This window comes from Cyclobacterium jeungdonense, assembly GCF_010994275.1.
Classification (GTDB): Bacteria; Bacteroidota; Bacteroidia; order Cytophagales; family Cyclobacteriaceae; genus Cyclobacterium; species Cyclobacterium jeungdonense.
The window spans coordinates 89,579-103,096 of the sequence record NZ_WMCD01000001.1; the positions used below are offsets into that span (position 1 = coordinate 89,579).

Below are 13,518 nucleotides of genomic sequence, written 5' to 3' on the forward strand. Positions count from 1 at the left end.
CCGATAATCATCTAAAAACGACAGATTGTCAAAAATTTAAGTAACCATTTTACAAAAACGTTCATGTATCGCATTTGCTTACCTGAACCTGACCAATCAAAAAATGAAGAATGAGAAAAAACTACTAGAAAAAGCCATTGGGATAAAAAGGAACCTCTTCTTTTTGTTTCAAGGTATTGTGCTGACATGTATGTTAGCAAGCCATGCCCAGGCAACCACGAGTCCGGGTGCTGCTTTGGCAGCAGAATTCAATGCATTCGAAGCACAGGTGACCGGTACGGTAACCGACGCGAACGGCGAACCCATGCCTGGGGTAACCATTACGATAAAAGGACAGTCAAGGGGTACCGTTACGGATATCAACGGGGAGTTTAGCCTGGACGCCCCCGAAAATGCCACGCTGGTATTTTCTTTTATTGGGTTCAAAACCCAGGAAATTACGGTAGGCAACCAAAGTAGCATCAATGTGACCATGCAGGAAGACATTGGAAGCCTGGATGAGTTTGTAGTTACTTCTTTTGGAGTAGAGAGGGACAAGCGATCTATTGGGTATGCTACCACTACGGTAAAGGCAGATGAATTGGTTAAAGTGGGTACGCCCAATTTGGCTACAGCGCTTTATGGAAAAGCGCCTGGCGTTCGGATTCAGGCCGGAGCAGGTGGAGCGACCTCTGCGGTAAACATTACCATTCGGGGTATCAATTCCATCACCGGTAGGAACCAGCCTCTGATTATTTTGGATGGGGTTCCTATCCGAAATGAGGAGGTAAACAATAACAACTTTTGGGGAGACCAGCGCTTGAGAGGGAATGGATTATTGGATATTAACCCGGAAGACATTGCCGATATTTCTGTATTGAAAGGTGCCTCGGCGGCTGCTTTGTATGGTTCAGAGGCGGTTAACGGTGTACTCCTGATCACTACCAAAAAAGGATCCACTAAAGGATTTAAAGTGGATTTTAATGCCAATTATGCGATGGATAGAATTGCATACCTACCTCGATATCAGAATGTAAGAGGTCCGGGTGCCCCATCTCATGTTTTTGACTTTGGTCAGAATGAAGAGGGTTTTATTACCTACCCCGACGGATCCACTGGCTTGCCAGCTACCAATATCAATTTCGGAGCTCCTTTTGATGGGAGGCCCGTTATGGCATGGGATGATCAGATAAGACCTTATGTGGCACAGGAAGATAACTACGCTGCACTATTTAATGACCCGATCAGTTCGCAGGTAAACGTGGCCATTTCCAATTCTACCGATGTGGCAGATTTTCGTGTTTCCTTAACCAGACAGGACAATGAGGCGCTGAGTTTGAATTCCAAAAACAGCAAAAACATCGCGAATATAAATGCGACCTTCCGAATCACTGACAAGATAAAAACCGACGTATTTGTTAATTACGTTAATCAATACACCGCTAATCGCCCGTACTCTGTAGATCGGATGATCAATAATTTTGGAGGTATGATGACACGTTTCGACAACGGAGCCTGGTACCTGGACAAATACAAAACCAGCAGGGGATACCGCTATGTTACTGGGAACGGACAAAGCCTGACTCCGGAAGAAAACATCACCCGAAACGGTTTTCAGGATGCCATTGGCGGTTATGTATGGAGTGTAAACGAACAAAGGGCATCCGAGCTTAGCAACCGGGTGATTGGTAGCATTACCAATACCTTTGCCTTTACCAATGAATTGAGTCTAAGAACCAGAGTTTCGACAGATTTCACGTATAGGGAAAATGAAAATGAGAGTTCTACCACCCGACCGTTGGCATTTGGTCCGTCGGGAGGCTTTAGTATGTCCAACGAGATATTTAGCATCTTATATGGGGATGTATTCCTATACTACGATAAGAAAATCACTGACGACGTAACACTGAGCGCTACTGCGGGTTATACAGCAGATAAAGAGAGTTTCTCCTCTATATCCAGAGGTACAAATGGTGGCTTAAGTACTGAAAACCTGTTTGACGTTGTAGCTTCGGTCAACTTGCCAAATAACGGCTCTAGTAGAAGCTCAAAAGTAATTGATGCCGCTCTTGGTACTTTGAACCTGAATTATAAAGGTTTTCTTTATGTAGAAGGTACTATTCGAAGAGACCGTACCTCTACCATGAATCCGGATAATAATTCTTTTGTGTATCCTTCGGCCAATACCAGTTTTATCTTATCGGATGCTGTTGAACTACCTAGTTTTATTAGTTCCTCCCAATTAAGAGGATCCTGGGGTATTGTGGGTAATTATCCTGACGTATACCGGGCGAATATTGCCTACAATCAAAACACGTTGGGAGTTCAGCAGCCAGGTGGAGCGCCAGTCCTGTTTACCAATATTTCCAGCAGCTTCGGTAACGACGGTATTCGACCCGAGCAGAAGCATGAATTTGAGCTTGGAACAAATTCCACATTTTTCAATGGCAGAATATCCTTGGATTTCTCTTACTACAATGCACAAATCAGGGATCAGATTTTACCTTTGACACTCCCGGCCACCTCTGGTGCCACTTCTGTACTTGCCAATATTGGTACCCTGAGGAATAAAGGTATTGAGATTGCTTTAAGCGGTACCGTGTATCAAGGAAATAACTTGAATTGGATGGCAGGAATTAATTTTGCCCGTAACAGGAATGTGGTAGAGAAGTTGGCGAATAATGCGACAGAACTACTTCATGCCGATTACGATGGAAACGCTGCTCAACTGCGATCCGTGGTAGGTCGTCCTATGGGCGATTTCTTTGCCCGTCCGGTGGAGACCAATGCCAATGGTGAAAAAATCGTTCAGCCAAACGGCTTGTACAAAATCAATCCCAACGAATGGATTCTTGCGGGTAATGCCATGCCAGATGCTGTAGGAGGTATTTTTAATAACCTGAACTACAAGAATTTCTCGCTAAACGTTTTAGCAGATTTTCAGATCGGTGGTAGTGTGATGCCTACCGGTGTCAACTGGATGATTAGTAGGGGATTGACAGAGGAAAGTTTGAACAACATGAACACCGAAAGAGGAGGATTGTCCTATTACGTAAATGCTGATGGACAAGGAGTTCAAACTACCAGTCCGCAAGGCCCTAATGGAGAACCGGTGTATAACGACGGTATGCTGATGGATGGCGTTACTGCGGATGGAAATCCGAATACCAATGTAATTTCTCAGGCCCTGTACTACCAGCGAACCTATAACTGGGGAGGACCGCAATACAGCCAGGCCCGTTACGAGCTATATATAAAGGAAAATACCTACCTGAAGTTACGAGAACTTTCTGTGGGCTATTCTGTGCCATCGGCCTTTGCACAACGATTGGGAGCAAACAGCATCAATGTTTCTGCCTTTGGAAGAAATTTATTCTTCTTCTACCGAAACATCAAGGATCTGGATCCGGAAGTGTTGACAGGTGGTTCCAGATGGTCGCAGACCCTTACCAATGCAGGTACCAACCCTGCTACCCGAACCGTAGGTTTAATGCTTAGGGCTAGCTTCTAAATGGTGTTTCTTATATTAAATCAAAGTATCATGAAATCGAGCAGGACGATCACACTGTGGAATGATTATCTTCCATGCGAGATTCCATCTGACCGCTGAAAATAAATTATAAACAGATGAAAAATAAAATAGTATTACTGACCTTGGTTGTTCTTATCGGCCTGGCAGGTTGTGAGTACTCCGAATTTGAGGAAAACTATACCGATCCTTCGAAGGTTTCAGAAACCTCGGTTGAAAAGCAATTTACCGGGTTTATGATCGCCAACAGGGAATACGTGCTTCCAAGTTACTGGAATTATTTTGTGGTTTTAAGGATTACCTTAAACCGGTACACCCAGGCTATAGGATGGGTGAATGAAGAAAACCAGTATGTTCCCGGATCTGCCGCCATCAATGATCGATGGAATAATTATTACCAATTTCTGGCGCAGTATCGTGAATTGGAGAAGGTGTATGCTGATCTAAGTGATCAAAATAAGCAAGACTATCGTGTCTTTATGATTACGGCAGCTACTTATTTGTATGATCACACGCAGAAAGTGGTGGACCTTCACGGCGCCATTCCTTTTTCTGACGCAGGCATGCTAAGTACCAACGGAGGAGATTATAGTGAATCGTATCCTGTGTATGATGAACCAGAAGCCATCTATACAAAAATGTTGGATGATCTGGCTGGATTTGCCGATGAGTTGCGGACCATGGAAATCAACCCAGGTATATTAACTGGTTTTGAATCTCAGGATTTGATTAATCGTGGTGATATTGATATGTGGTTGAAATACATCAACTCGCTTCGTATCAGAATGCTTACCCGCGTAAGTGATGTTCCTGCGTTCTCTGACCGGGCTGTGTCTGAAATCAACACGATTTTGTCCAATCCTGCCAATTATCCAATCGTAACTACCAACGATGAAAACATCAGCTTTCGTATCCATGAACCTGGTACCCTCATCGGAGCCACCAGTTTTCAAAGTGGCCTGGAAGATTGGGATGGTAATGTGGCTGGTAAAGCACTGTTGGATCACATGTTAAATAACGATGACCCACGGCTTACGTATGTATTTGAACCGGGTGAAGAAGCCGAAGGAGAGTTTCTCACGCTGGATCCGCTTTTAAGTTCATCAGTTCAGACCGAATTGATCGGAACCAACACAATGGCCATCTACAACCGGACCACGTTGAGCCGTAATCAATACTTTCCCGGTATGTTGATCAACGCCAGTCAGGTGCATTTTATGGCCGCCGAATATTACCTGGAAGCGGGCCAGGATGCCCAGGCACAACAACACTACGAAATGGGTATTGAGGAATCCATTCACTATTACGAGATGCTACGAAACATGAGTAATAATTTGATTTCTCCAGAACCCGTGCCTGTCACCGAAGCTGCTATCGAATCGTATTTGGCAGACGAAGATGTAAGCTGGGACGCGGCTGCAGGTGCTTCTGAAAAAATGAAGCTGATCGCCGAACAAAAATGGCTTCATTTCAACGTGGTTCAACCCAACGAAAACTGGGCTGAATTGAGAAGAATCGAAATGCTTGATTTGGAGTTCTGGGAAGATCAGTCTAATCAGCAAAGTCTTCCTCCGAACAGGTGGATTTACCCCGGTTCTGAGCAAACGTACAACACCGAAAATTACCAGCAGGTACAGCCTAACGATAATCTCACCAGAACCATATTCTGGGATAATTAAACAAAATAACCGGTTGAACAATAAAAGAGGGTGCCTATGGGTACCCTTTTTTTGTTTGGGAAAAACCTAATTTCGATAATAAAGCAGTCTATGGGGGATTTTTTCAGGCCTCTCAAATTTATCCTGGCGTGACGCTCTTTTTCTGGCAGCGAGCGCAAAGGATTCGCAATGGGCGTGCGGGGGGAAGAGGACTTTCACGATTTCCTGTTTCAATCTCCTCCTAAAATGAAAAATAGATTTGGCCAGTCCTATGGACTGTATCAGCTGTGTTCTCCGTCTCTCCAATCCGTGAAACCTTTAATAATTAAGGTAGGCACCAGAATTTTCGAAATCACCAGGTAGGATTTAACCAACGACTCTATTTAAAAATGGAAAAGGAAAATGCAATCGCCCGGTAATTAATATTTTTTATTTATCTTGACTTCCAACTTAGTCCCGTGTTACTTAAAACCCATTTATGACCCGCTATTATCTCGTTTCCACCCTGCTTGTTAGTTTTCTGATAGTGGCTTTTTTTGGCTGCAAGTCTGAAAAAAGTGATGAAACCACCCTTACCAAAAAACCCAACATTGTCATAATTTATATGGATGATTTGGGCTATGGAGACATGAGTGCCTACGAAGCAGGTACCCTGGAAACGCCCAATATGGATTTCCTGGCAAATCAGGGAATGAAATTTACAAAGGCCTATGCGGCCTCAGCCACCTGCACTCCCAGCCGCTATGCCTTGCTTACCGGCACCTATCCCTGGAGAAATAAAGATGCCAAAATATTGCCCGGTACGGCGCCGCTGCTTATCGGTACCGAGGAGCTTACCATCCCGAAGATGTTAAAGCAGCAAGGATATACCACTGCCGTTGTGGGCAAATGGCACCTGGGCCTGGGGAGTGGAAATGTGAACTGGAACGATCAGGTAAGTCCCGGACCCAACGAAGTGGGTTTTGACTATTCCTACATTATGGCCGCCACTCAGGACAGGGTTCCCACTGTGTATCTGGAGAATGGGCTGGTGCAAGGGTTGGAACCCGACGATCCCATTGAAATCAGTTATAGTGAAAACTTTGAGGGAGAACCGACCGGCAAGGATAACCCCGAACTGCTGACCATGAACTGGCACCACGGCCATAATAACAGTATTGTCAACGGGATTCCACGAATCGGATTCATGAAAGGTGGGGAAAAGGCCCGGTGGGTGGATGAAGATATGGCAGATCATTTCCTGGAAAAAGCAAAGGAATATGTTAAGGAAGAAAGGGAGGCTCCTTTTTTCCTCTATTACGCCTTTCAACAACCGCACGTACCCCGTACTCCCCACCCTCGGTTTGCTGGAAAATCAGGCATGGGACCCCGGGGAGATGTGATATTGGAAGCCGATTGGTGCATCGGGCAGTTTATGGAAACCCTGGAGGCGGAGGGATTGCTTGAAAATACCCTGGTAATTTTCAGCAGTGACAACGGTCCCGTGCTAAACGACGGCTATTACGACGATGCGGTAGAAAAACTCGGGGATCATACCCCCTGGGGACCATTCAGAGGGGGGAAATACAGTTTATTTGAAGCAGGTACCCGCTTGCCTTTCGTCACTTATTGGAAAGGTACTATCGAACCCGGGCAGTCCGATGCGATGATCAGCCAGATAGATATTCTGAATTCCCTGGCTGCATTGACAGGTAGCAGTGAACGAAGTGCCGATGGACAAAATTTCATAGATACCTTTTTGGGTCAAGCTGATCAGGGTAGGGAATCACTGGTTTTAGAGGCCACCAGCCGGACAGCCTTCCGGCAAGGAGATTGGGTGCTCATTCCACCCTACAAGGGGCCTGCGGTTAACACTCAGGTAAATATTGAATTGGGCAACGATTCGGATTTCCAACTGTATGATTTGAGTAAGGATAAAGGACAACAACAAAACCTGGCGGACCAACATCCCGAAAAGGTAAAAGCCATGCTGGAAGATTTCGTCGCCATCCGTGGTGAAGAATTTGTCAACACAGAAGCCCTGGAGCTGAAGTAAATCCGGGCACAAAAGATCAGATTCACTTGGTGCGTCCTATTTAAAAGTAAACATGTTGTTTACCAGTTAAAAATGAAAAAGCCAATGAAAGTTATCGTATACCTGTTTTTTGGGTTGCTCATCAACTGCCTTTTACTCGGCAATGGGATTTCCCGTCAAAAACCGCAGGTAATTTTGTTGACCGATATTGGAGGGGATACGGATGACGAGCAAAGTCTGACGCGCTTTCTATACTATGCGGATCATTTCGATATCAAGGCCTTGTGTGCTACCAGCAGGTTAGGGCATGGTCAGGATATTCGACCGGAGTTAATTAAGGGGCATTTGCAGGCGTACCGGGAAGTGTACCCCAATCTGATCCTTCATTCGAAAGATTTTCCCCATCCGGACGTCCTTGTTTCTTTGGTCCGGGAAGGGCAGGGGAATTCGAAAGACATTGGTGAGAGTTTTGATACCGAAGCTTCAGAGGCCATTATCAAAGTGGTAGATGAAGCACAAGCCTTGGTTCACATTCCGGTTTGGGGCGGCTTGCGGGAACTGGCACAGGCACTATGGAAAGTAAAACAAAACCGAGCACCGGAGGAAGTGAAGTCATTTTGCCGAAAAATCCAGGTGCATGCCATTGGAGATCAGGACGGGCACCGGGAGTATCTGCTCGAGGAATTTAAAGAATTAAACTTCATTGCCAATGGTTACGCCTGGTATGGATTTACCGGCGTACGTGAATTGTCGGCCTTCCGAGGCATGTATATGACCGGTGATCAGCACATGCAGGATGGGGACTGGATTCGGGCGAATATCCACGGTAATGGTCCCCTCAGTGATCGCTATCAACTCCACGGGCATGGTACCAATGGTATGAAGGAGGGGGACAGCCCTTCCTTTTTAGGCTTGATAGGTAATGGGCTAAATATTCCGGATCGGCCGGATTGGGGAGGCTGGGGAGGTAGATACCGATTGTTAAGCAGCAACCTGTATATAGATGCTCCGGATTTTTTCGGTGGGACGCTCAATGAAAGGCACTCCGTAGCCCGGTGGCGGACCGCTTTTCAATCCGATTTTATGGCTCGGGTACAATGGGCACATCTTCCATATGAAGATGCGAATCACAATCCAAAAGTAGTATTAAATGATCATGAAGGGGTGATGCCACTGGTTATTTCTGCAAAACCCGGGGAGCAGGTTCGCCTGGACGCAGGAAAAAGCAGTGATCCGGATGGACAGCAACTGGATTTCAATTGGTGGATATATGAAGAGATTTACCGTCCGACCCAACCGATCCGATTTCATTATGGAGAAAACAATAGTGCTATTACCTTCGAGATGCCGGTGGTTGCAGCGGGAGAATCCGTCCATTTGATCCTGGAGGTAAGGGATCGAGGGCTGCCGTCTATGATCGGTTACAAACGCATATTACTAAACCCAGCCCCATGAAAACGCCAAAACCTCTTTTGTTTATTTGTTTTTTTTATGTTCTGGCTGCTTGTCAGTCGGAAACAGTTTCCGATCATGAACTAGAAAGTACGGGCAGTATTCGGCCTTGGTCGGAAAACCCGGCCTACTGGGAATTCAAGGGAGAACCGGTTCTGTTGTTGGGGGCTACCGACGATGATAATTTGTTTCAGCTGGGTAACTTGAAATCCCATCTGGACAGTCTGCATGCCGTGGGAGGGAATTACATTCGTAATACCATGAGTGATCGGGATCCGGGTAATTTGCGTGCATTTGCCCGGGATAAGCAGGGAAAATACGATTTAAAAACATGGAACGATGCCTACTGGGGTCGAATGGACAGTATGTTGTTTTGGACGGCACAACGGGATATCATCGTGCAAATTGAAATTTGGGATCGGTTTGACCATTCCAGGCAGCAGTGGTTATCCGATCCCTACCATCCTGCCAACAACAGCAATTATACCTATGAAGAGGTAAAACTGGACAGCCTGTACCCCAATCATCCAGGGGCCAACGAGCAACCCTTTTTCTATACGGTTCCGGCCTTAGATGACAATCCGAAGTTACTAAATTATCAGGAATCTTTTGTTCGGAAACTCCTGAGTCACACCCTTGCTTACGACCACGTTTTGTATTGCATTGACAACGAGACGAAAGGGGAGGACGAATGGGCACTTTATTGGGCCGAATTCGTAAAAAAAGAGGCTGGTGATAAGGAAATCATGATTACCCAGATGTGGGATGACTGGGATATTACCTCCGACATGCACCGGAGAACCCTGGACCGACCAGAAATTTATTCCTATATCGACATGTCCCAAAACAGCCACAATACCGGCCAGCAAAACTGGGACAATGCCCGCTTTATTTTTGATTACCTGCAAGCCAATCCGAGGCCTGTCAATAGTACCAAAATTTACGGCAGCCGGACCAGTCCCTGGACCAACCGTGGGATCAATGAGCAGCATGCCGTGGAAACATTTTATCGCAATATTATCGGTGGATTTGCTTCCAGCCGCTTTCACAGACCTCCCGCAGGACTGGGCTTGAGTGCTCCTTCGATTCTGGCCATTTCATCTTTGAGAAAAGTGGAGGAAAGGGTTAAGCTTTGGGAGGTGGATGCCCGAATGGATTTGCTATCGGAAAGAGCGGAAAACGAAGCGTACTGTGCCGCAAGGGAAGGCGAGAAGTACCTTATTTATCTGCCGGGGGAAGGAGAAGTGGTGGTGGATCTTAGTAACTTAGCAGGAGCGGCTACACTTCACTGGCTGTCCCTATCCGATGGAAAATGGCTTTCGTCAACTGAGGTTACAGGAGGGGAAAAAATCAATCTAAAAACGCCGGTAAACAACGGCAGCATGGCAGTGATCGTGAAAGAATAGGCAACAGAAACCGTGTTTTGGGTACGATAAGGAAGGCTATAATAGTGGTAAAAGTAGCTAAGCTAAACCGGTTAGTCCTGAGCAGAAATTGAATCCGGGAAACGCTGGAATGATCATGAAAATAAAAAGGTAATGATAGAAATGTCGGTTTGTGAAGGACGCAACTTAAATTCCCTGCTGCTACTGGTACTGCTGGGATTAATGGCATGTGGGACTAATGAGAGCTTGCCGGATCGCCCTAATATCTTATGGATTTCCCACGAAGACCTGAGTCCCATCTACGGATGTTACGGAGATACCTATGCCCGAACGCCCCATATCGACAGCCTGGCTAAAAAAAGCATTCGCTTTACACGTGCTTATTCCAATGCCCCCATTTGTGCTCCGGCCCGCTCCACGTTGATCACGGGAATGTATGCCAGTTCCCTGGGTACTCAGCACCTCCGCTCGGAAATACCCGTTCCGGAAAACCTGAAAATTTTGCCGGAGGTCTTACAAGAAGTGGGTTATTACACGACTAACAATGTTAAGACCGATTACAACTTTGACCACCAGGGGCGTTGGGATGAGAGCAGCAGGGAGGCACATTGGCGAAACCGGGCCGATGGACAGCCTTTTTTCAGTGTGTTCAATTTCATGATGACGCATGAGGGCCCAACCAATGCCTTACGTGATAGCGATACCGAGTCGCTGGAGGTGTATAGTGATCCCGATCTGGCAATATTGCCACCACACCTTCCGGACAGTCCCAAAATGAGAGAGATTTGGGCGCATATGTACGACCTGTTGGCGGTTTTTGATCAGGAAGTGGGAAAGCTGCTCGCACAGCTGGAAGCTGATGACCTGCTGGATGAAACCATTGTATTCGTTTTTTCGGATCATGGCCACGGGTTACCGGGGCATAAGCGCTGGCTGGACAATGCCGGATTGCAAATTCCTTTTGTTCTACACGTCCCAGACAAATACAAGGATTTGGTAAGCAACATTCAAGAGCCCGTAACAGACAGAAAGGTAGGATTTGTAGATTTTGCCCCCACCGTGATTCGGTTGGCGGGTGCCGCGGTTCCGGATAGGATGGAGGGAAAGAATTTTTTGGGTGCAGAGGCTGAAGAGAAGGAGTTTGTGTTCGGTTACCGTGACCGTGCAGATGATTGTTACGAAGTATCCCGATCCGTATTTGACGGCAGGTATTTGTACGTGCGGCATTTTATGCCCCAGTTGCCTTACTATCAGAATGCCCTGATTTTTAACAAAGGAGGGAGTTACGAGGAAATCAATCGCCTGCGGGATCTGGGACAATTGTCGGAGCCTGTCCTGCAATTGCTTGCTCCCAAGCCGGTAGAAGTAGTGTACGATTTGGAAAACGATCCATTGGAGCAAATCAATCTGATCGACCAACCCGAATTGGCCGGAAGGATTGGTAGGTTGAGTCAAGAGCTAGACGAATGGATGATCCGCCATCGGGATACTGGCTTGATTACGGAGGGAATTATGATGGAGCAGGCGAAAGCTTCTGGCAAAAGCGTATACGAAATAGCGCAGGCGTATTCTCCAGAGGCTTTCCGGGAAATTCTGGTGGTGGCCCGATTGACGGGAAAGGTCAAGGAACCGGAAGCATTGATTCCTTTTTTCGAGGCGCAGGAGGCTGCCTCTCGATTTTGGGCATTGGTAGCACTGGATGCGTACTCCGGAGAAATAGAGGCAGTTTTGCCTCATTTGAGCCAGTTGATGCTGGATAAAGTACCGTCGGTAGCCATCAAAGCAGCAGAAATTGCGGCAAAGAGAATTAATGATCCACGGGCCTTTGAGGTATTGGAAAGGATGCTCAGACTAGATGATGAAGTGCAGGTGTTGCAGGCGGCGATCAGCGTGCGGCAATTGGGAGATAAAGCGCAACCTTTGCTGGAAGTGATTCAGGAAGAAATTTTCCCTAAGTATTCCGGAGAAATCTGGGGTCGCTACAAAAGCTGGAGCTACCCCATGTTTATTGGAATGGCTCTGGATCAAACGCAGATCAACTGTGGAATAGCCATTGATACCCATAAGTAACGGCCTGAAGAAAACTATAACCACTCATTTTTTTCTGGAAGGAGAAGAAAAACATCCCGATAAATTTATAAGTAAAAAAAATTATTTTAAACCAAATAAATTGAATTATACCACAAAAAAAAGAAGGAAAGTATTTTTTATTTTAAAAAAGTTGATTTTTTATCATGGACTTTTAGTAAATTTAATTGGTATTTTAATAATTTGCTTAAATTATTTGATATTTTTATTGCCGTTAACAGCATACCTTTGAAACAAAATTCCTTTTAACAGTTATTTCTAATGAAATTTTTACCGCTTCAATTTTGAATCAATTATGGATTTTCGCACAAAAAATGAGCCTACCTATGAAATGACTTCGTTTAAAATGGAGTTGTTTTTTGAATTGTCACTGGACTTGTTTAGCGTGGCCGGGTTTGATGGTTATTTTAAGCGGGTCAATCCCGCTTTAAAAAAGGTACTGGGTTACCCGGATGAAATTTTATATGGAAGACCCATTAATTCCTTCATTCACAAGGAAGACCTCGATGCGACGGTGGAGACCCGGAATTATATCATTTCAGATGGTATTCCCCTGCTTAATTTTGAAAACAGGTATCTCACCTATTCCGGTGACATTATTTGGCTGTCCTGGACCTCTGTGCCTGCGAAGGAAGAGGGGTTTATCTACGCAGTAGCCAAAAACATAACCCATAAGAAAAAACTGGAAGAGGATAGAAATTCCCTGATTACCAAACTGACACAGTCCAATAAAAAATTAAAAGAATTAACCTTTACTACATCGCATGATTTGCGGTCTCCTGTAAACAATTTACTTTCTTTATTCAGTATCTTCAATGCTTCTACTATGGAAAAATCGGAAATACTGGAATTTATTGAACTGATGCAACTTTCAACAGAGGGTTTGAAAAATACGCTGGATGGGTATGTGGATGATTTAAGCCGGAGAGATGTATTGGCAGTGACAGTTGAACCCTTGAATCTGGAGCGGGTATTGAAAAAGGTAGTTAATTCCATAAAATCGCTAATAGAAGCATCTAATACGGTGGTTCAATTTGATTTTTCAGCCTGCAAGGAGGTGAGCTTCAATGAAGCTTATCTGGAGAGTATATGTTTAAATATGCTGACTAATTCCATCAAGTATGCAAAGCCGGGAGTGAGTCCTGTGATTTCCATCCATTCCAACATGACCATTGGTCAGACTCAATTGGTTTTTGAGGATAATGGAATTGGGTTTGATATGGATAAAATAGGAGACAAAGTGTTTGGTTTCAGAGAAACCTTCCATACCAACAGAGATAGCAAAGGTATCGGATTGTACCTGGTACATAACCATATCACCGCATTGGGTGGTAAAATAGAAATCGACAGCAAACCGGGACAGGGGGCCAGATTCACCATTACTTTTAAGGAGTAATTGCCTGACAGGACAAC

Annotated in this window: 7 protein-coding genes; all 7 read left to right on the plus strand. The window is 45.3% G+C overall.

Features of this window, described 5'->3' with window-relative positions; translation table 11 throughout:
- Nucleotides 1-103 precede the first annotated feature (103 nt).
- The 7 genes from GKS34_RS00325 to GKS34_RS00355 all read left to right on the plus strand — a co-directional run bounded on the left by GKS34_RS00325 (nucleotide 104) and on the right by GKS34_RS00355 (nucleotide 13,501).
- On the plus strand, nucleotides 104-3,490 hold the full coding sequence (locus GKS34_RS00325; protein ID WP_240459135.1) for a SusC/RagA family TonB-linked outer membrane protein: 3,387 nt from the start codon (nucleotides 104-106) through the stop codon (nucleotides 3,488-3,490).
- A 116-nt stretch (nucleotides 3,491-3,606) separates the two neighbouring features.
- Nucleotides 3,607-5,187, plus strand: a complete 1,581-nt coding sequence (locus GKS34_RS00330; RefSeq protein ID WP_163382831.1) for a SusD/RagB family nutrient-binding outer membrane lipoprotein — start codon at nucleotides 3,607-3,609, stop codon at nucleotides 5,185-5,187.
- Nucleotides 5,188-5,644: 457 nt separating this feature from the next.
- Nucleotides 5,645-7,201: a sulfatase family protein gene (locus tag GKS34_RS00335; protein ID WP_163382832.1), complete on the plus strand. Its 1,557-nt coding sequence runs from the start codon at nucleotides 5,645-5,647 to the stop codon at nucleotides 7,199-7,201.
- Nucleotides 7,202-7,285: 84 nt separating this feature from the next.
- Entirely contained in the window at nucleotides 7,286-8,635 is a 1,350-nt protein-coding gene (locus GKS34_RS00340) for a DUF1593 domain-containing protein (RefSeq protein ID WP_163382833.1), read from the plus strand.
- Nucleotides 8,632-10,038: a putative collagen-binding domain-containing protein gene (locus GKS34_RS00345; RefSeq protein WP_163382834.1), complete on the plus strand. Its 1,407-nt coding sequence runs from the start codon at nucleotides 8,632-8,634 to the stop codon at nucleotides 10,036-10,038. The genes GKS34_RS00340 and GKS34_RS00345 overlap by 4 nt, the downstream gene beginning before the upstream one ends.
- A 132-nt stretch (nucleotides 10,039-10,170) precedes the next feature.
- Complete coding sequence (locus tag GKS34_RS00350) at nucleotides 10,171-12,087, plus strand: sulfatase family protein (protein ID WP_240459136.1); 1,917 nt, start codon at nucleotides 10,171-10,173, stop codon at nucleotides 12,085-12,087.
- A gap of 313 nt (nucleotides 12,088-12,400) precedes the next feature.
- Nucleotides 12,401-13,501: a PAS domain-containing sensor histidine kinase gene (locus GKS34_RS00355; RefSeq protein ID WP_240459137.1), complete on the plus strand. Its 1,101-nt coding sequence runs from the start codon at nucleotides 12,401-12,403 to the stop codon at nucleotides 13,499-13,501.
- Nucleotides 13,502-13,518 lie beyond the last annotated feature (17 nt).